Genomic DNA, 18513 nt, shown 5'->3' on the forward strand with positions numbered 1-18513 from the left:
GGCGGGCTGGGGGTCAGGCCGTCAGCGTGATGCGACCGGGCAGCGGGCGGACGTAGCGGTCGATGTGGCGCTCGGTGTGCGCGACCTCCTGGAGGACCCCGATGCGCTGGCCCAGGAGGAGTTGGAGCGCGGGGAACCGCTTCTCCTCGAACAGCAGGATGTTCAGCGAGCCGCCGTACTGGAAGTAGCCGATCTCGTCGCCCTTCGTCACCGGGACCGGCGCCGACCCCGCCGTGATCCTCCGGAACGGGTCGAGGAACCGCACGGAGCCGATCGAGTTGAGGCCGACGGGCACCAGGCCGACGTAGCCCTCGCCGTCCGGGTCCCCGTTGTGGTCCAGGTACGGCGTCTTGATGATGACGTAGCCGCGGCGGAAGTCCTCGAACAGGCTGTAGTCGTACCCGTAGCCGACGTTCCCCTTGTTGAGCAGGTCGGGGAAGTCCCGGATCCCGTAGTAGACGCCGCCGATGTCGTCGCGGGACTCGACCACCTCGCCGCCGACCGGGGCGTGGTAGCGGTGGTAGGTGTCGGGCATGAGGATGCAGGACACGGCCGTGCCGCCGATGAACCTCTCGGCGTACTCGGAGCCGTCGAGCAGCCTGCCGACGCTCATGGTGACGGCGGCCTTGATGGGGAGCGGTGTGTCGGGTGCCAGATTGTCGACGATCATATTGATGATGCAGTCGGTGGGGGCGGTCACGACGCTGGGGTCCTCGGGGTAGTCGATCTTCCGCGCGTTGGGCTTCAGTTCCCTGATGAAGAACTTGTTGAGGGTCGACCAGTCACCCTCCTTGAAATCGGCCATCCGCTTCGGGCCGAGTTCGTCGATCCACTGCTGGACCAGTTTCTCGGAATCCTTGGAGTCCATCTGCCGGCCCTGCAGCTGTGTGAAGTCGGCCAGCATGTCACGCCCTGATTCGCTGGTCACGAAAGCGAGGCCGGCGGCGTTCTCGTAGCTGATCCAGCTGAATCTGCGGATGTACTGGAGTCCGTCGGAGATGGGCTGCTTCCAGCCCCAGTCGTACCACTCGACGAAGAAGTCCGCCAGGGTCTTCCCGTCCGCTCCCCGCCAGTCCTTGTAGACGTCCGAGTCCGGGTACACCGTGGGCGGCGTCAAACTCCTGATCGCCGCGTCGAACTTCTGCCGGAAGTCACTTTCCTCGTCATTGTAGAGTTTCTCGACCTTTTCCTTGAATTCCTTGATGTTCTGCGAGGCCACGTCCTGCTTCCTTCCGTTCGGTGGGACCCTCTCCGGGTGCTGGTACACCCTCACCAAGTACGGCCCGATCCGCGGGGCGCCGCGCCAGCAGCTAGGCCGTTCGTCTAGAAACCACCTCCGCCTGGCGGTACGCCGCGTGTCGATCCCGGCCGCGGGTGGTCCTGAAGTCGTAGCGGGGGAGGGGCACTTCGGCGGGGGAGTCCGCTACCGGCGGTGGACGCGCCAGGCCGTCGCGGGCCTCTACGGTCGCCCCGACGGCCCGCCGAAGCACCCGAGGGGAACACCGTGATCCGCGCCGCCAAGTCGGCCGCCGCACTGGCGGCGCTGGCCCTGACCGTCCTCACCGCACCGGCCGCCGAGGCCGCCGCCGACCCGCTCGCCGCGCTGCGCGGGCAGCAGCCGCACTGGGCCTCCTGCGCAACCGGCCCCGACGACGCCGCGGGCGCCGACCTCGACGCCGCCGGCGCCCGCTGCACCGAGGTCACCGTCCCGCTGGACTACCGCGATCCCGGCGGGCGGACGATCGGCGTGGCCCTCTCCCGGCTGCCCGCCACCGACCCCGCACACCGCCTCGGCACGCTGTTCTACAACCCGGGCGGCCCCGGCGTCCCCGCCCGCCACCTCGCCCTCGCCCTGCGGCAGGCCGCCCCCGCGCTGGGCGCCCGCTACGACATCGTCGGCATGGACCCGCGCTTCGTCGGCGCAAGCACTCCGTTCGACTGCGGCTGGCCCACGGCCGGACCCGGCTCGGCCGGACCCGACCGGCTGGCCTTCGACCGGGCCGCCGAGGTCGCCAAGGACCTCGCGGGCCGCTGCGCCCCGTACCGCGACCTGCTGCCGCACGCCTCCACCCGCAACACCGCCCGGGACATGGACCTGGTGCGCTCCGTCCTCGGCGAGCCGAGGATCTCCTACCTCGGCTCGTCCTACGGGAGTTACCTCGGCGAGGTCTACCTCCAGCTGTTCCCCGGGCGGGTCGGCCGGGCGGTGTTCGACGCCGCCATGGACCCGGACCGCTTCGGCCCCGACCTGACCGCCACCCAGGGCCCCGCGATGGACGCGGCGCTCACCGCCTGGGCCGCCTGGGCGGCTCGCCACGACGACCGCCACCACCTGGGCGCGACGACCGCCGGGGTGCTGGCCTCCGTCGAACGGGTGCGGCTGGCCGCCGGGCGCGGACCGCTGACGGTCGGTTCGCACCGGGTCGACGGCCGGGCGCTGCCGCAGGTGCTGTGGACGGTGTCGGCCGGCGACGACGCCGACGCCTACGGGGAGTTCTCCGCCCTGGTACGGGTCCTGGCCGACGCGGCGGAGGGCCGGCCGGCCCAGCCGACCGCGCTGCTGGAGGCGGTGCTGACCGGCCTGGCGGCGCCGGACACCGGTGGCTACGCCGCGGTGCAGACGGCGATCATGTGCGCGGACCGGGCCGCCTCGCGCGACCCGCTCGGCTACTACCGCGACATCCAGGCCCACCGCGCCGACGAACCGCTGTTCGGCCCGCTCACCCGCAACCTCACCCCGTGCACCTTCTGGCCCGCCGAGCCCGCCGAACCGCCCACCCGGGTCCGCAACGCCGTCCCGGTGCTGCTCGTCGGCGCCGACGGCGACCCGGCCGCCACCTACCCCGGCCAGCTCTCCGCCCACCGCGCCCTGACCGCCTCCCGCCTGGTGACCTTGCGCGGCGCCTTCCGCCACACCGTCTACGCGGGCCTGTTCGCCCCCCGCGACAGTTGCGTGGACGCGGCCGTCGACCACTACCTCGTCGACGGCGTCCTCCCGACCCACGACTACGACTGCCCGTCACCCCGCCCGTAGCCCCGGACCGCACCGGGGTTCGGCACTCCCCGGAGGACGGGACGGCCCGGCGCGGGAATCCCCTGCGCCGGGCCGTCGTTCATCCGGTGCCGGATCACCCCCGCCGTTCGAACAGCGGCACCCGTACCGGCTCCGGCCGGGGCGCGGCGGCCCGGCCCGACAGTGAGGAGTCCTGCGGCGACAGCATCAGGGCGATTCCTCCGAGCGCGAGCAGGACGAGGATCGCCACCGCGAGCGGGGTGATGAACTGCGAGGCGGGGAGGCCGTCGGCCGGGGCGCGGCCGTCGAGCACGACCGAGACCGCGGCCATGCCGGTGTAGTGCATGGCGACCACGGCGACCCCGGCGATCAGCGCCGACGCCAGCGAGGCGAGCAGACCGGTGATGTTCAGCGTCATCCACAGCGCGACGGTGGACGCGGCCACGGCGATCGCGACCGAGGCGGCGACGATGGGCGTGTCGTAGGAGACCTGTCCCTGGACGTGCATCGCCGCCATGCCGAGGTAGTGCATCGCGGCGACGCCCAGTCCCATCACCGTGCCGCCGATCAGCAGGGTGGACAGGCCGCGCGGCCGGTAGCCGACGTAGAGGATGCCGAGGCCGCAGACCGTGATCGCGAGCAGCAGGCTGCACAGCGTCAGCGGCACGTTGTAGAGGATGGTCGAGCCGGTGACGTTGAAGCCGAGCATCGCGATGAAGTGCATCGTCCAGATGCCGCAGCCGATCTCGGCGGCGCCGAGCAGCAGCCAGCCGAGCCGCCGGCGCGGCGGCAGGTCGAGGGCGCGGACGGTGCAGCGGAGGCCGAGTGCGGCTCCGAGGCAGGCGACCGCGTAGGAGAGGACGGGATTGATCCATCCGTAGTGGAAGCCGTCGATGGGGGCGGTATGGGTGTGCATGGAGGTACCTGAGCTGACCTGTGGTTGATGGACGGGTTCGGGAGCGGCCCGCGCCGTGACGAGGGCGGCGCGGTCCTCCCGGCTCCAGGGGTACACGGAGGACCGGAACGTCCGGGGAAGGCCGGCTGAAGGGTAGTGGTCCACCGGTCGGCGGCGCCCAGGTGTCGGGCCGCACCCGCCCCCGGTCGGTGTACCGTCACATCGCTCCTTGAAGGCCCGGTTTCGGCGACCCCCGCTGCCCGCCCGGTCTCGAAGGTCACGGACGGTGCCGCGGAGGTGTCGGCAGAGCCCCACCGGCCTCACGTGCGGCTCCATACTAACGACCCCCGCAGGTCAAGGACCGGGCGGGGGTTCTCCGGGGGATTTTTCGTGAAGGTTGCGGGTCGACGGTCCCGTGGCGGGTGGACCGCGCGGAACTGACGCCGGGTGCGCTGAAGGGGAGCAGGGCCCCCCGGCCGGACCGATCGGGGAGGGGGCCCGCCGCTACCGCTCCTGCCGCCGCGTGACCTCCGCGACCAGGGCGGTGATGTGGGCACGGGTGACGCCGAGGCCGAAGCCGGTGAACTTCAGCAGCGGCACCTGGTGGGCGGCGGCCAGGAGCCGGGCGTCGCTCTCGGCCAGGGTGGCGGCGAACGGGAGGTCGGCCAGGTGCTCGGCGAGGACGGCGGAGCCGATCGGGTGCGCGAGCCACTCGCCCAGGCTGGAGTGCGGGGTCAGCGGGTCGAGGACGCCGTCGCCGGGCGTCCGCAGCCAGGTGCGCAGGCGGATGTCGCGGGAGGAGGCGCCGACCTCGACGGTGAAGGTGCCGGGGTCCAGCCGCCAGGTGCCGCGGGTCGTCGACCAGCGGGCGAGGTCGCGGGCGGTGATCCGGAACTCGGCGCGGCCCGAAGCGCCGGGCTCCAGGCGGAGCTTGGCGAATCCGCGCAGTTCGTGGCGGGGCCGGGTGGGCTGCGGCTCGTCGACGGCGAGGTAGAGCTGGACGATCTCGGCGCCGGCGCGGGAGCCGGTGTTGGTGACGGTGACGCGGGCCGTCCAGGCGTTCTCGCCGATCCGCTCCACCTCCAGGTCGTCGTGGTCGAAGGTGGTGTAGCTCAGCCCGTGGCCGAAGGGGTAGGCGACCGGGACGTCCACGGTGTCGTAGTGGCGGTAGCCGACGTAGCGGCCCTCGCCGTACACGCTGTGCCCGTCCTGGCCGGGGAAGTGCGGGTAGCAGGGGGTGTCCTGGATCCGGAGCGGGATGGACTCGGTGAGCTTGCCGGACGGGCTGTGTGCGCCGAACAGCAGGTCGGCGAGGGCGCTGCCGCCGGCCTGGCCGCCGAGCCAGGCCTCCAGGACGGCGGTCGCGTCGTCCTGCCACTCGGCGACGGAGACCACCGACCCGTTGGCCAGCACGACCGCGACCTGCGGGCAGACCGCGGCCACGTGCCGCAGCAGCTCCAACTGCTCGGCGGGCAGCCGGATGTGGGAGCGGTCGAGACCCTCGGTCTCGGCGGTGTCGGGCAGGCCGAGGAAGAGCAGCGCGGTGTCGGACCCGGCGGCGAGGGCGACCGCCTCCGTGGCGAGGACGGCGTCGGGGGCGCCGTCCAGGGTGAAGCCGGGGGCGAAGGCGAGTGCGAGGCCGGGGCCGGCCTGGGCCCGGAGCGCGTCCCAGGCGGTGTCGAGCCGGGTCGGGGTGACCCGGGAGCTGCCGTGGCCCTGGTAGCGGGGGGTGCGGGCGAACTCGCCGATGACCGCGACCCGCCGACGGGCCTGCGGGTCGAGGGGCAGCAGGCCGCCGTCGTTCTTGAGCAGCACGGCGCCGTCGCGGGCGGCCTCGCGGGCCAGTTCGTGGTGGGCGTCGGCGTCCCAGGCGGCCGACTGTCCGGCCCGGTCCACCCGGTCGCGCAGCCGCAGCACGCGCTCGGCGGCGGTGGCGACGGCGGACGCCTCCAGTCGGCCCTCCTCGACGGCGGTGACGATCTCCTCGTCGGTGCCGGTCGGCGGCATCTCCAGGTCGAGCCCGGCGGCCAGGGCGGCGACCCGGTCGTTGACGGCGCCCCAGTCGGACATCACCAGGCCGTCGAAGCCCCACTCCTCGCGCAGGATCCGGGTGAGCAGCCCGCGGTCCTGACTGGCGTGCACGCCGTTGATCCGGTTGTAGGAGCACATCACGGTGTACGGCGCGGCCTCGCGCACGATGTGCTCGAAGGCGGGCAGGTACAGCTCGCGCAGCGTCCGCTCGTCGACGTCCGCGCTGACCCGCATCCGCTCGGTCTCCTGGTTGTTGACGGCGAAGTGCTTGACGCAGGCGCCGATCCCCAGGGACTGGATGCCGGTGACGACGGCGGCCCCCATCCGTCCGCTGAGGTGCGGGTCCTCGGAGAAGTACTCGAAGTTGCGGCCGCACAGCGGGCTGCGCTTGATGTTGACGCCGGGGCCGAGGACGACGTCGACGCCGAAGACGGACGCCTCCCGGGCGAGGGCGGCGCCGACCCGGTGCGCGAGACCGGTGTCCCAGCTGGAGCCGAGGGTGACGGCGGGCGGGTAGCAGGTGGCGGGCAGGCCGGTGCCGAGGAAGGAGACGCCGGGGCCGTCCCCGGCGGGGCGGCGGATGCCGTGCGGGCCGTCGGAGACGGTGAGTGCGCGGACCGTGTCGCGCACCGCCGTGGTGGTCCACGAGGTCGCGCCGGAGGTGAGCGACGCCTGCTCGGCGAGGCTCAGTTCGGAAGCCCGGTCGGAGGTCATGCGGTCCTGCTCTCTCTGCGCTGGTGCGGGCCCGGGGGGCCGGTCGGCGGGGCCGCCGCCGGGAGGTGGGTGGGGGTGGTGCTCAAGGACGGCTCCTTCGCCGTACAGGTGGGGGGTGGCGTCACCCTAACCGTGAAAACTTAGGAGCTCAAGGTTTTCGTGCTCCCGCTCCGCCCCGGACTCGTAGAATCCGCTCATGACCAAGCCCCGGGGCCCCTACGCCAAGACGTCCTCGAAGCGACGGCAGATCATCGAGGCCGCGCTCGCCGCCTACGCCGAGGCGGGCAGCCGCAAGGTGTCGGTGCGCGACATCGCCCAGCGGGTCGGGATGACCGACGCCGGGGTGCTGCACCACTTCGGCGGCCGGGAGGCCCTGTTCACCGCCGTCCTCGCCGCCCGTGACGCCGCCTCCGAGGAGCGGTTCGGGGCGTTCGAGGACCGCGGCGTGGACGACTTCCTGCGCATCCTCGCCGACAACGCGTCCACGCCCGGCCTGGTCAAGCTCTTCGTGGACCTCGCCGCGGCCGCCGCCGAGCCGGCCCACCCGGCCCACGGCTACTTCGGCGAGCGCTACGACGGCCTCCGCCGGCGCCTCGCCGACAAGGTCCTCACGCAGGACGCCGTCCGGCCGGACACCGTGGACGAGGACCGCGCGGCCGAGGCCGCCTGGGCGGCCCGGATCCTGATCGCCGCGACCGACGGACTGCAGCTCCAGTGGCTGCTCGACCCCCGCATCGACATGGCCGACGACATCGGCCGCCTCGCCGGCGTGCTGCTGGACGCCCGGGTGGAACGGGAGCGCCCGGTCAGCTGACCGGGACGGCCAGCAGTGTCCGCCACCCCCGCCGGACCAGCCCGGGCACGTCGACCGACGGGTCGTTCAGCCCCTGCAACTGCGCCCCCTCGACGAGTGCCAGGAAGGCGGCGGCCGTGAAGTCGGGGTCCGGCCCCGGATCCACCGAGCCGTCCGTCCGCCGTGCCTCCAGGTGGCCGCGCACCGCCGAGCGGAAGCGCTCGAACCGCTCCCGGAAGTACGGGTGCGCGGGGTGCCCCGGGTCCAGCGAGGCCGCCGCGAGGTGGACGTACAGCCGCACCCGCGCCGGGTTCGCCGCGTTGGCCTCCATGACCCGCGCCATGAACTCGCCGGGATCGCCGGCCCCGGCCAGCGCGTCCCAGCGCAGCGCCGCCAGTTCGTCGGTGTCGCGCAGGACCTCGGTGAGCAGTTCGTCCTTGGACGCGAAGTGGTGCATCAGCCCGGTCAGGCTGATCCCGCTCTCCTTGGCGATGGCGCGCAGCGACGTGCCCCGCTCGCCCTCGCGGGCGAACACCTCGAAGGCCGCCGCCAGGGCGCGTTCACGCTGCGCCCGTCCCTTGGGCGTGGAGCTGCGGTTGGCCACGGGGGGATTTTATGCGACCGCCGCAGGTCGTCCCGGCGAGGTCTTGTCGCGAAAAACCGAACACTGTACTGTTCCGGTCACCTCCCGACCGAAGCCGGACCACGGCGCCGACGCGCGCCCGGCCGGCCGCCGACTCCGCGGACCGCGCGCCCACCGCCCCGCCCTCCGCGCGGGCCCGTGACGGCACTTCCCCGAGGACACCCAATGGACACTGACGTCATCATCGTCGGAGCCGGCCTGGCCGGACTCACCGCCGCCCACGAACTCACCTCCCGGGGACGCAAGGTGATCCTCGTCGACCAGGAGAACGCCGCCAACCTCGGCGGCCAGGCCTGGTGGTCCTTCGGCGGCCTGTTCCTGGTCGGCTCGCCCGAACAGCGCCGGATGCGCGTCAAGGACTCCTTCGACCTCGCCTGGAGCGACTGGCAGGGCAGCGCGGGATTCGACCGCCAGGACGACGAGGACCGCTGGGCGGTGCGCTGGGCCCGGGCGTACGTCGAGTTCGCCGCGGGGGAGAAGCGCTCCTGGCTGGCCGGCCACGGGCTGCGCTTCCTGCCCACGGTCGGCTGGGCCGAGCGCGGCGACCTGCGCGCCGACGGGCACGGCAACTCGGTCCCGCGCTTCCACGTCGCCTGGGGCACCGGCACCGGCGTGGTCGCGCCGTTCGCCCGCTCCGCCCGGCAGGCCGCCGCCGAAGGCCTGCTGACCTTCCGCCACCGTCACCGCGTCGACGAGATCGTGGTCACCGACGGCGTGGTGACCGGCGTGCGCGGCCGGGTCCTGGCCCCGGACGACTCGGTGCGCGGCGCGGCCTCCAGCCGCGAGGAGGCCGGCGACTTCGAACTCTCCGCCCAGGCCGTGGTGGTGGCCGCCGGCGGTATCGGCGCCGACCACGACCTGGTCCGCGCCCACTGGCCGGCCCGGCTGGGCACCCCGCCCGCGCACATGGTCACCGGCGTCCCCGCCCACGTCGACGGGCGGATGCTCGGCATCACCGCCGACGCCGGGGCGCGGCTGGTCAACAGCGACCGGATGTGGCACTACACCGAGGGCCTGCACAACTGGGACCCGATCTGGCCCGGCCACGGCATCCGGATCCTGCCCGGCCCCTCCTCGATGTGGTTCGACGCCCTCGGCCGCCGCCTTCCCGAGCCCTGCCTGCCCGGCTACGACACCCTGGGCACCCTGCGCCACCTGCGCACCGACCCGGAGCTGGCCGGGCACGACCACTCCTGGTTCGTGCTCACCCAGAAGATCATCGAGAAGGAGTTCGCCCTCTCCGGCTCCGAGCAGAACCCCGACATCACCGCCGGCGACCGCAAGGCCTTCGTGCGCGAGCGGCTGCTCGGCAGGGGCGCGCCCGCGCCGGTCGAGGCGTTCAAGCGGCACGGCGAGGACTTCGTGGTCGCCGCGACGCTGGAGGAACTGGTCGCCGGGATGAACGCGCTGACCGACACCCCGCTGCTGGACGCGGCCCGGATGCGGGAGCAGGTCGAGTCCCGGGACCGCCAGCTGTCCAACCCCTACAGCAAGGACGCCCAGGTGCAGGGCCTGCGCAACTCCCGCCGCTACCTGGGCGACCGCCTCGGGCGCACCGCCGCCCCGCACCGGCTGCTCGACCCGGCGGCCGGCCCGCTGATCGGCGTCAAGCTGCACGTGCTCACCCGCAAGACGCTCGGCGGCATCCAGACCGACCTCTCCTCCCGCGCGCTCGGCGCCGACGGCACGCCGGTGCCGGGACTCTACGCGGCGGGCGAGGCCGCCGGGTTCGGCGGCGGCGGAGTGCACGGCTACAACGCGCTGGAGGGGACGTTCCTCGGCGGCTGCCTGTTCTCCGGCCGCGCGGCCGGTCGCGCGGCGGCGGAGGCCACCGCCTGACCGGCAGGCCGAGGGAGGACGGGGTTCCGGTCACCGAGGGGTGTGTTTTTGGACTGCCGCGACGGGTCGCGCAGGTGTTCCCGGGAGCGGGTTGCCCGGACTGGTGATCGATGGTTTCCTCGGTCCTCGTGACCTCTCCGGGACCACGTGTCGCATACGAAACTGATGCTACATCAGTTCATGGCGCTACGTCAGAAGACCTGTCCCAAGCGGGACTTGAATGGATCGATGACGATCCGTCAGGACTGTTGACCGACCCGGCCGACGGTCCGGCGGCGGGCGTCCGGGCGGCGGGCGTCCCGGTGGTGGTGGACGAGCGGGACCGGTGCTTCTTCGACCACCCGCTCGACCACGTGCCGGGGATGGTGCTGGTGGCGGCGGTCCTCGACCTGCTCCGGGCGCGGGCACCGCGACAGGCGGCCGACGGCCGGCTGCGGCTGTCGCTGACCTTCGACCGGATGTGCGAGCTGGGCCCGCCGGTGTGGTTGCACAGCGAACCCGCCGCGGCCGACGACGGCCCGGCGTGGCGGCTGCTGGCCGTGCAGGACGGCGTGACCGTCTGCCGGGCCTCGGCCGGCCTCGGCGGCGCCGCCGGCCCGGCCGTGCCGCCCGCCACCGCCCGGGCCGTGGTGTCCGGCGGCGCCCGGGAGCGGCACGCGGCACCCGCCGACCCGGCCCTGGTCCACCGTCACCTGCCGGAGAACGTCATGGTCGGCGGAGCGGTGCGGACGGAACGGGCGGCCGTACTGGTGCCGCCGCCGGGGCACCGGCTGGCGGGCGCAGGGACGCACACCCCGGCCGCGCTGATCGAGTCGGCCCGGCAGTTGGCGACGATGCTCGGCCACACGGCCCACGGCCGCGCCGCGGACGCGCAGATGCTCTGGCTGTCGCTGGAGGCGGACCTGCCGACCGGCCTGCCGGCGGCGGTGCCGCTGGAGCTGTGGTGGGAGTTCGCACCGCCGCGCGGCGCACGCGCGGTGTACCGGTTCGCCGTGGTGCAGGCGGAGAGCGGCGAGCGGTTCGGACGGGTCGAGATCGGCGTCCACACCCTCAGCCGCGCCGGATACCTGAAGCGGAGGGCGGCCGGATGAGTGCGGTGGAACCGGCGGCGGGCACGGGCCGCCCGTCCTGGGCGGCGCGGGCGCCGCGGCTGTTGTTCGTCGTCGCGGTCCTCGCGGTCGGCACCGGGCTCGTGGTCCACCTGCGGCACGCCGGCGACCCGGTGGACCTGGTCGCCGCGGTCCTGGCCGCCTGCTACCTGGGGTGGCTGGCGGTGGAGATCCCGGTGACCTTCCGCACCTCCGGCGCCGCGCCCAGCGAGTCGGCGACGCTGCTGCTCTACGCGGCGGCCCGGATCGCGACGGCGGCCGCGGCCGTGCTCGGCCCGCTGCCCTGGGACACCTGGTCGCCGCTGCTGCTGATCCCGGCGGCGGTGTTCACCGGCGGGGTCGTGCTGCGCCAGGCGGCGATCCGCACGCTGGGCCGCTTCTACTCCCACCACGTCACCCGCCAGAGCGACCACCAGGTCGTCACCTGGGGCGTCTACCGCGTCATCCGGCACCCCGCCTACGCGGGGATGCTGTCGGCGCACCTCGGTTTCGTCGCCTTCTTCCTGAACCCGCTGAGCGCCGTCCTGCTGGTCGCGCTCGCCGCCGCGATCACCTTCCGGATCCGCACCGAGGAGCGGATGCTGATCGACATCCCGGGCTACCGCGCCTACGCGGACGGCCACGCCCGCCTCCTGCCGGGCCTGTGGTGAGCGCGCCCGTCCGCCCGGCGCGGGTCCGGGTTCCGGCCACCCCGGACGAACTGCTGACGACCACCCGCTCGGTGCGCCTGCGGCTGGACCTGACGCGTCCGGTGGACCTCGGCGAGGTGCGCGCCTGCGTGGAGACCGCGCTCCAGGCGCCCAACGGCGGAAACACCCAGCGCTGGCACTGGCTGGTGGTGACCGACGTCGGCCTGCGCGAGCGGATCGGCGCGGTCTACCGGAGGGCCTTCGAGGTCCGCTATCCGCCCTCGGCCCGCGCGGGAGGCTTCGGCGCCGGGCTGACCGACCGGATGCTGGAGGGCGGCCGGCACCTGGCGCGGCACCTGCACGAGGTGCCGGTCCTGGTCGTCCCCTGCCTGGACCTCGGCGGCCGGCCCCTGCCCGCGGGCAACCAGGCGGGGCTGTGGGGCTCGCTGCTGCCGGCCGCCTGGAGCTACATGCTCGCCGCGCGCGCCCGCGGCCTCGGAACGGCCTGGACCACGGTGCACCTGGACGCGGAGAAGGAGGTCGCCGACCTCCTCGGCCTGCCGGACGGCGTCCGCCAGGGGGCACTGATCCCCACCGCGCACGTGGTGGGCGACGGATTCGGACCGGCACCGCGCCGGTCCGTGGACAGCGTGCTGCACCTGGACGGCTGGGGCGGCGGGGCGGGCAGGGGCGGCGAAGGGTGGGGCGGATGACCGAGTTCGTGGTGACCGCGGCGGGGGGCGGCGGTGCGCCGGCGGACGCCGCGCGGGTGGGGAACAAGTTCGCCCGTCAGGAGGTGCTGCGGCGGGCCGGGTTCCGGGTACCGGAGTTCTTCTGCCTGACGGCCGCGGCCTTCGACGAGGCCCTGGACGCGCTGCGCCCCGCGCTGCCGCCGCTGCCGGCCGACGGCGCCGGGCAGGACGCCGTCGAGGCCTGGTGCGCGGCCGCCCGCGCGGCGCTGGTCGCCTCGGCCCCGCCCCCGGTGCTGGCCGAGCGGGTCCGCGAGGAGTTCGCCGCGCTCACCGGGCCGGACGGCCTGGTCGCGGTCCGGGCCTGTGTGGTGCCGGTCACCGGTGCGGACGGGGCGGTGGGGGAGGACAGCGCCGTCGACCCCTTCGCGGGCATGAGCGACAGCTTCCTCTACGTCGACGAGGACGGCCTGGCCGACGCGGTGGTGCGCTGCTGGGCCTCCGCCTTCAACCCCCAGGCCGTCCGCTACCGCATCCTGCGCGGCCTCGACCCGCGCCGCGCCCGGGTCGCGGTCGGCGTGCAGCGGATGGTGCCGGGCACCCGCTCGTTCGTGGCGTTCACCCGCGACCCGAGGGACGGCTCGGCGCGCCGCGTGGTCGCGGCCGCGTACGGCATCGGCGAGGGCGTCGTCCAGGAGAAGGCCGACGTCGACCACTTCTTCCACGACCCGGCCACCGGAGCGGTGAGCGCCCGGACCGTGCGCAAGCGGTGGGCGATGGGCCTGCCCGAGGGCGCCGCCTCCGGCGCGCCGGAGCTGCTGCCGGTCCCCGGGGAGCTGGCGGACGTACCGGTCCTCGACGACGACCAGGTGCGCGCGGTGGGGGAGTTGGCCGCGCGGGTGGAGGAGCTGTTCGGCGTCCCGCAGGACATCGAGGGCGTCCTCACCGAGGACGGCACCGTCCACCTGGTCCAGGCCCGCCCGATGGCTCCCCCGCCCGTGGCCGAGGGCCCCGACCGCGTCTACTGGGGCAACCACAACATCACCGAGAGCTTCCCCGGCATCTCGGGCGCCCTCACCTACTCGCAGTCCCGCGAGTTCTACCGCCGCTCCTTCGCCGACCTCTACCGGCGGATGGGCGTGCCCGACTCCTGGGTGCGGGACAACGCGCACCGCCTCGCCCGGATGGTCGGCTACCTGGAGGGCCAGGTCTACTACCGGCTGGACGACTGGCACGCCCTGCACGGCCGGATGCCGATGTTCGAACTGGTCCGCCGGGGCTGGGAACAGGCGATGGGCATCACCGGCCCGGCCCGCGGCGCGCGCCGCTGGTCCGCCCCGGCGGTCGCCCGCGCGCTGCCGCGCCTCGCCTGGCGCAGCGCCCTGCACCCCTGGCAGGTCAAGGGCTTCCTGCGCTGGTGGGACCGGCAGATGGCCGAGGCGGAGACCGTCGGCGACTCGCCCGAGGAGCTGATCGCCTTCTACCGCCGGCTGTGGGAACGCGCCGGCGAACGCTGGGGCGTGACCCTGGTCAACGCCTTCCTCGCCCTGGTGGTGCTCGGCGCCGGAAGCGCCCTGCTGCGCCGCTGGACCGGCGAGGGCCCGCAGGTGCTGGTCGGGCTGATGGGCGGCGGGCGCGAGAACCGCTCCCTGGAGGCGGTGCGCGCGGCCATGGGCCTGGCCGAACTCATCGGCGGGGTGCCCGGGTTGCGCGCCGCCGTGCTCGACGACGGGGGCGACCCCGAGGAGCTGTGGCAGGAGATCGTCACCGGCCGCCACGGCGAGCCGGTCGCCGACGCCGCCCGCGGCTACCTCGCCCGCTACGGCGACCGCGCGCTGCACGACCTCAAGCTGGAGGAGCCCACCCCCCGCCAGCGCCCGTGGACCGTGCTCGCCCTGATCCGCCCGCTGGTCCGACAGGGGGTGACCGTCGCCGCCGGCCGTGCCGACGAGCAGGCCGCCGCCCGGCGCGCCCGCGAGCGGCTGCGCGAGGTGTGCCCCGATCCGGCGCGGCGCGCCGTCCTGCTCGGTCTCGCCACGCTGGCCCGCGACCTCGCCCGGATCCGCGAGGACACCCGGTTCTGCCGCACCCAGCTGTTCGGCCTCTCCCGCGACGTGATGTGGCGGCTCGGCGCCGAACTCGCCCGCACCGGCGTCCTGGACGACCGGCTCGACATCGCCGACCTCACCGTCGAGGAGGTCATCGGCGCCTTCGACGGCACCGGCGCCGACGGCGACCTGCGCGCCCTGGCCGCGCTGCGCCGCGCCCGGCGCGAGCAGTGGGCCCGGAACCCGCAACGGCCCGCCCTGCTGGGCACCCCCGCCGGGCTGCCGCTCGCCCGGGCCCTGCCGCACGCCACGGCGGTCGGCGCGGCCGGCGCCGCGAGCGACGACGTGCTGCACGGGATCGGTTCCAGCGGCGGCGTGGTCCGCGGCCGGGCGAAGGTGGTGCTCGACCCGTCCGCCGGTCCCGACCTCGCCGCCGGGCACATCCTCGTCGCCCGGGAGACCGACCCCGGCTGGCTGTTCCTGATGATGTCCGCCGCGGGCATGGTCGTGGAGCGCGGCACGCTGCTGTCCCACACCGCGATCACCGGCCGGCTGCTGGGCGTGCCCACCGTGGTCGCCGTGCCGCGGGCCACCACCGAGATCCCGGACGGCGCCTGGATCGAGATCGACGGCACCGCCGGCACCGTCCGCCTGCTCCCGCCCGCCGAACAGCCCGCCGAGCAGGCCGCCTGGCAGCCCGCCGACGCCGACCCCGCCGCCACCACCGAGAAGGGCGGGACCGCATGACCGACCCGGCCCGCTTCCCCTTCCCGCCCGCCGACGACGTCCGCCCGCCCGACGCCTACCGCGAGGTGCTGCGCACCGGCGCCCCGCACCCGGTCCACCTGTCCAGCGGACAGCCCGCCCTGCTGGTCACCCGCCACGAGGACGTCACCGCCGTCCTCGGCGACGACCGCTTCAGCCGCGCCGGCTACACCGAACTCGCCCGCCCGCTGTTCGCCCGCAGGACCGAGTCCGTCCTGCTGGCCACCGCCGACGCGCCCGACCACACCCGCCGCCGCCGCGCGATCCTGCCCGCCTTCACCGCGCGCCGGGTCCGCCTGCTGCGCCCCCGCCTGGAGGCCCTCGCCGAGCGGCTGCTCGACGACCTGACCGGCGGCGCCGCGACCGGCGAGGCCGACCTGGTCGGCGGCTTCACCGTGCCCTTCCCGATGCAGGTCGTCAGCGAGGTGCTCGGCGTCCCGGTCGAGGACGGCACGATGCTGCGTGCGGAGGTCGACATCCTGATGTCCACCTCCGGCCACACCCGCGAGGAGGTCGCCGCCGCCCAGGCCCGGACGGACGCGTACTTCGCCGCCCTGGTCGCCGGCAAACGCCGCGCCGCCGAGGCCGGGCACCCCGCCGACGACCTGCTCACCCGCCTCGCGCTGCGCCCCGACGACGACCCCGCCCTGCGCCTCTCCGACCGGGAGGTGGTCGCCCTCGGCTCCGGGATGCTGATGGCCGGCTACGAGACCACCGGCAACTCCCTCGGCATGTGCGTCCTGCTGCTGCTGCGCCACCCCGCCCTCGCCAGGACCCTGCGTGAGCACCCCGAACGGATCCCGGCGGCCGTCGAGGAGATGCTCCGCTTCACCTCCCTCAACAACACCGGCGGCGCCCCCCACCTGGTGACCGAGGACACCGAGCTGGGCGGCTGCCCGGTGGCCGCCGGGCGGATCGTCGTCCCGCTCACCGACACCGCCAACCGCGACCCGGCGGTCTTCACCGACCCGGACGTCCTCGACCCCGACCGCCCGGACGTCGCCGCCCACCTCGCCTTCGGCCACGGCCGCCACCTCTGCCTGGGTGCCGAACTCGCCCGCGCCGAACTGCGGACCGGCCTCGGCGCGCTGCTTCGCCGCTTCGGCACGCTGGAACTCGCCGTACCCGAGGAGGCGTTGGAGTGGCGCCGGACGATGTTCATCAACGGCGTCCGGCGACTGCCGGTGCGCTGGACCGCCGCCGGGCGGCCCGCATGACCGACCAGCGCGCGCTCCCCGCCGCCCCCGCCGAACCGGGCCCGCCCGCCGCCCGCCTCGCCGCGTTCGTCCGCGGCAGCTTCCCGCTGCCGCTGTCCCTGCTGTTCGCCGCGCTCTGGGCGCTGGGCGCAACCGGCCTGTTCGCCGCCGCCGACGGCCGCCCCGCCCACTGGCGGCCCGGGTGGGGCACGGCCACGGCCGCGCTGACCGTCCTGGTCGACCTGCTCCTGCTGCGCGCCGCCGACGACCTGCGCGACCTGCCCTACGACCGGCGCCACAACCCCTCCCGCCCGCTGGCCCGCGGCGCCGTACTGCCCCGCGACCTCCACGCCCTCACCGCCGCCGGCGCCGCCCTGCTGCTCCTGCTCAACGCCGGCAACCGGCCCGCCCTGCTCCTGCTCGCCGCCCAGTTCGCCTACACCACCCTGCTGGTGGGCGCCGAACTGCGCCTCGGGTGGCCGCGCGGCGACGCCGTGGTCACCGCGGTCCTGCTCAGCTCCCCGGTGCAGATCCTGCTCAACCTCTACCTCTACGCCGTGTTCCTGCACGACACCGGCACCGAGGCCGGCCCGCCCTGGCGCGAGGCCCGGCACGCGCTGCCGCTGCTCGCGGTGATCATGCTCGCCGCCACCCACCACGAGCTCGCCCGCAAGACCGTGCGCGCACCCGGCCCGCACGAGCGCAGCTACGTCCGCGTCCTCGGCCTGCGCACCACCGTCGCCCTGGCGCTCGGCTGCGCCGCCGCGTCCGCCGCCGCCTCCCTCGCGGTGCTGCGCCCCTGGACGGGCGGCCCGGCCTGGTGGGGCTGGCTCGTGCTGCTGCCGCCCGTCCTCGCGGCCCTCGCCGCCCGGAACTTCACCCGCACCGGGGCGGCGCGCTGGCCCGTACCGGCGGTGATCGGCTACCTGCCGGCCGTCTTCGCCTGCCATCTGCTGATCGGTCTGGGGAGCACCTCGTGAGGACGGACCACCTGTACATCGCCGGCCTGGCCGCCCACGTGCCCAGGCTCTGGCCGGTCGCCGACGCGGCCGCCGCCGGCCGGCCCGGCGCGGAGCAGGCCCTGGCCGACGGCTGGACCAGCGTGTCCGTCGCCGACGACACCCCGGCGCCGGAACTCGCGGCCGAGGCTGCCCGGCTCGCGCTCAAGCGCTCCGGCCTGCACACCGAGGACGTCGCCCTCGTCCTGCACGCCGGCACCTACCACCAGGGCCCGGACGGCTGGTACGCCGCGAACTACGTCCAGCACCACGTCCTCGGCACCGCGGCCCCGGCGATCGGCCTGGACCAGGGCTGCACCGCGATGCTGGACGGCGCCCGCCTGGCGCACGGCCAACTCGCCCACGCCCCGGCCCGCTCCGCCGTCCTGGTCTCGGCGGCCGACAACTTCGGCACCACGACCCTCGACCGGTTCACCTACGCCCACGGCTGGGGCACCGGGCGCGGCTCGATCCTCGGCGACGCCGGCTGCGCCGTGCTGCTGTCCGCCACCGCCGGACCACTGCGGATCCGCTCCCTCGTCCAGTCCTCGCTCTCCGCCTGGGAACGGCTCTACCGGGGCACCGAGGAACTGTTCCCGCCCGGCCCGGCGGGCGGCGCCCCCGTCCCGCTCGGCCGGCGGATGGGCGCCTACGCGGACCGGGTGACCGACCGGGACCTGCGCCGGAGCATGGCCCGCGAACTCATGGCGGCCCGCACCGCCGTCGCCCGCCGGGCGATCGACGAGGCAGGCGTCACCGCGGCCGGCATCACCCGGGTCACCCACGTCTTCAGCGGCCACCCCCGGTACCTGGAGGGCCTGCTGCGCCCGCTGGGCATCGACCCCGGGCGCGGCGTGCTCGACCTCGGCCGCACCCTCGGCCACCTGGGCGCCTGCGACCAGTTCCTCGCGCTGGCCCACCTCCTGGAGACCGGCGCCGTCGGCCCGGGCGACCACGTCCTGCTCATCGGCAACGGGGCCGGCATCTCCCTCGCCGCCGCCGTCGTCGAGGTCCTGGAGCACCCCGCCCGGTGATCCGCCGGCGGCCCCAGGAGCAGGCTGTTCATCAGCCTATTCACCCTCCGGAGTGCTCTCCACCCTTCCCCGGACCCACCGGGCGACTATCATCAAGATGTTGTGACCAGTCGTCAG

At 74.9% G+C, this 18513-nt stretch carries 14 protein-coding genes; 10 read left to right on the forward strand and 4 right to left on the reverse strand.

Features of this window, described 5'->3' with window-relative positions:
* Positions 1 to 13: 13 nt before the first annotated feature.
* Entirely contained in the window at positions 14 to 1219 is a 1206-nt protein-coding gene (locus tag ACFU74_RS13920; RefSeq protein WP_380756054.1) for a phosphatidylserine decarboxylase, read from the reverse strand.
* Between the two features lie 285 nt (positions 1220 to 1504).
* On the opposite strand from ACFU74_RS13920, the gene ACFU74_RS13925 reads away from it, so the two are divergent.
* Complete coding sequence (locus ACFU74_RS13925) at positions 1505 to 3034, forward strand: alpha/beta hydrolase (protein ID WP_380756056.1); 1530 nt, start codon at positions 1505 to 1507, stop codon at positions 3032 to 3034.
* A gap of 94 nt (positions 3035 to 3128) precedes the next feature.
* On the opposite strand, the gene ACFU74_RS13930 is transcribed toward ACFU74_RS13925, so the two are convergent.
* Both ACFU74_RS13930 and ACFU74_RS13935 read right to left on the reverse strand, forming a co-directional pair.
* A complete protein-coding gene (locus ACFU74_RS13930; RefSeq protein ID WP_380756058.1) occupies positions 3129 to 3929 on the reverse strand; it encodes an MHYT domain-containing protein in 801 nt (266 codons plus the stop codon).
* Positions 3930 to 4412: 483 nt separating this feature from the next.
* Complete coding sequence (locus ACFU74_RS13935) at positions 4413 to 6653, reverse strand: glycoside hydrolase family 3 C-terminal domain-containing protein (protein WP_380756060.1); 2241 nt, start codon at positions 6651 to 6653, stop codon at positions 4413 to 4415.
* A 196-nt stretch (positions 6654 to 6849) separates the two neighbouring features.
* On the opposite strand from ACFU74_RS13935, the gene ACFU74_RS13940 reads away from it, so the two are divergent.
* Complete coding sequence (locus tag ACFU74_RS13940; protein ID WP_380756062.1) at positions 6850 to 7467, forward strand: TetR/AcrR family transcriptional regulator; 618 nt, start codon at positions 6850 to 6852, stop codon at positions 7465 to 7467.
* Here ACFU74_RS13940 and ACFU74_RS13945 read toward each other — a convergent pair.
* Positions 7460 to 8050: a TetR/AcrR family transcriptional regulator gene (locus ACFU74_RS13945; protein ID WP_380756064.1), complete on the reverse strand. Its 591-nt coding sequence runs from the start codon at positions 8048 to 8050 to the stop codon at positions 7460 to 7462. The genes ACFU74_RS13940 and ACFU74_RS13945 overlap by 8 nt on opposite strands.
* 204 nt (positions 8051 to 8254) lie before the next feature.
* Between ACFU74_RS13945 and ACFU74_RS13950 the strand changes: the two genes are divergently transcribed.
* The 8 genes from ACFU74_RS13950 to ACFU74_RS13985 all read left to right on the forward strand — a co-directional run bounded on the left by ACFU74_RS13950 (position 8255) and on the right by ACFU74_RS13985 (position 18396).
* Complete coding sequence (locus ACFU74_RS13950; protein WP_380756066.1) at positions 8255 to 9928, forward strand: FAD-binding dehydrogenase; 1674 nt, start codon at positions 8255 to 8257, stop codon at positions 9926 to 9928.
* 248 nt (positions 9929 to 10176) lie between these two features.
* Positions 10177 to 11019, forward strand: coding sequence for an AfsA-related hotdog domain-containing protein (locus ACFU74_RS13955; protein ID WP_380756068.1), 843 nt, complete (start codon positions 10177 to 10179; stop codon positions 11017 to 11019).
* Positions 11016 to 11687 carry a methyltransferase family protein gene (locus tag ACFU74_RS13960; protein ID WP_380756070.1) on the forward strand — a complete coding sequence of 224 codons (672 nt, stop codon included), beginning with the start codon at positions 11016 to 11018 and terminating at the stop codon, positions 11685 to 11687. Before ACFU74_RS13955 ends, ACFU74_RS13960 begins: the two co-directional genes overlap by 4 nt.
* Positions 11684 to 12379: a nitroreductase family protein gene (locus ACFU74_RS13965; protein WP_380756072.1), complete on the forward strand. Its 696-nt coding sequence runs from the start codon at positions 11684 to 11686 to the stop codon at positions 12377 to 12379. The genes ACFU74_RS13960 and ACFU74_RS13965 overlap by 4 nt, the downstream gene beginning before the upstream one ends.
* A complete protein-coding gene (locus ACFU74_RS13970; protein WP_380756074.1) occupies positions 12376 to 15150 on the forward strand; it encodes a PEP/pyruvate-binding domain-containing protein in 2775 nt (924 codons plus the stop codon). Before ACFU74_RS13965 ends, ACFU74_RS13970 begins: the two co-directional genes overlap by 4 nt.
* Positions 15147 to 16385, forward strand: coding sequence for a cytochrome P450 (locus tag ACFU74_RS13975; RefSeq protein ID WP_380756076.1), 1239 nt, complete (start codon positions 15147 to 15149; stop codon positions 16383 to 16385). Before ACFU74_RS13970 ends, ACFU74_RS13975 begins: the two co-directional genes overlap by 4 nt.
* Positions 16382 to 17344: a hypothetical protein gene (locus ACFU74_RS13980; RefSeq protein ID WP_380756078.1), complete on the forward strand. Its 963-nt coding sequence runs from the start codon at positions 16382 to 16384 to the stop codon at positions 17342 to 17344. Before ACFU74_RS13975 ends, ACFU74_RS13980 begins: the two co-directional genes overlap by 4 nt.
* Entirely contained in the window at positions 17341 to 18396 is a 1056-nt protein-coding gene (locus ACFU74_RS13985; protein ID WP_380756081.1) for a ketoacyl-ACP synthase III family protein, read from the forward strand. The genes ACFU74_RS13980 and ACFU74_RS13985 overlap by 4 nt, the downstream gene beginning before the upstream one ends.
* The last annotated feature ends 117 nt before the right edge of the window (positions 18397 to 18513 follow it).

Origin of the sequence: Kitasatospora sp. NPDC057500 (assembly GCF_042802195.1) — a bacterium.
GTDB lineage: Bacteria > Actinomycetota > Actinomycetes > Streptomycetales > Streptomycetaceae > Kitasatospora.

Bases quoted from the DNA above. Each gene is read 5' to 3' on its own strand.
- ACFU74_RS13935 (WP_380756060.1), bottom strand. From the start codon at position 6,653: ATGACCTCCGACCGGGCTTCCGAACTGAGCCTCGCCGAGCAGGCGTCG.
- ACFU74_RS13960 (WP_380756070.1), top strand. From the start codon at position 11,016: ATGAGTGCGGTGGAACCGGCGGCGGGCACGGGCCGCCCGTCCTGGGCG.
- ACFU74_RS13930 (WP_380756058.1), bottom strand. From the start codon at position 3,929: ATGCACACCCATACCGCCCCCATCGACGGCTTCCACTACGGATGGATC.
- ACFU74_RS13980 (WP_380756078.1), top strand. From the start codon at position 16,382: ATGACCGACCAGCGCGCGCTCCCCGCCGCCCCCGCCGAACCGGGCCCG.
- ACFU74_RS13970 (WP_380756074.1), top strand. From the start codon at position 12,376: ATGACCGAGTTCGTGGTGACCGCGGCGGGGGGCGGCGGTGCGCCGGCG.
- ACFU74_RS13940 (WP_380756062.1), top strand. From the start codon at position 6,850: ATGACCAAGCCCCGGGGCCCCTACGCCAAGACGTCCTCGAAGCGACGG.
- ACFU74_RS13950 (WP_380756066.1), top strand. From the start codon at position 8,255: ATGGACACTGACGTCATCATCGTCGGAGCCGGCCTGGCCGGACTCACC.
- ACFU74_RS13975 (WP_380756076.1), top strand. From the start codon at position 15,147: ATGACCGACCCGGCCCGCTTCCCCTTCCCGCCCGCCGACGACGTCCGC.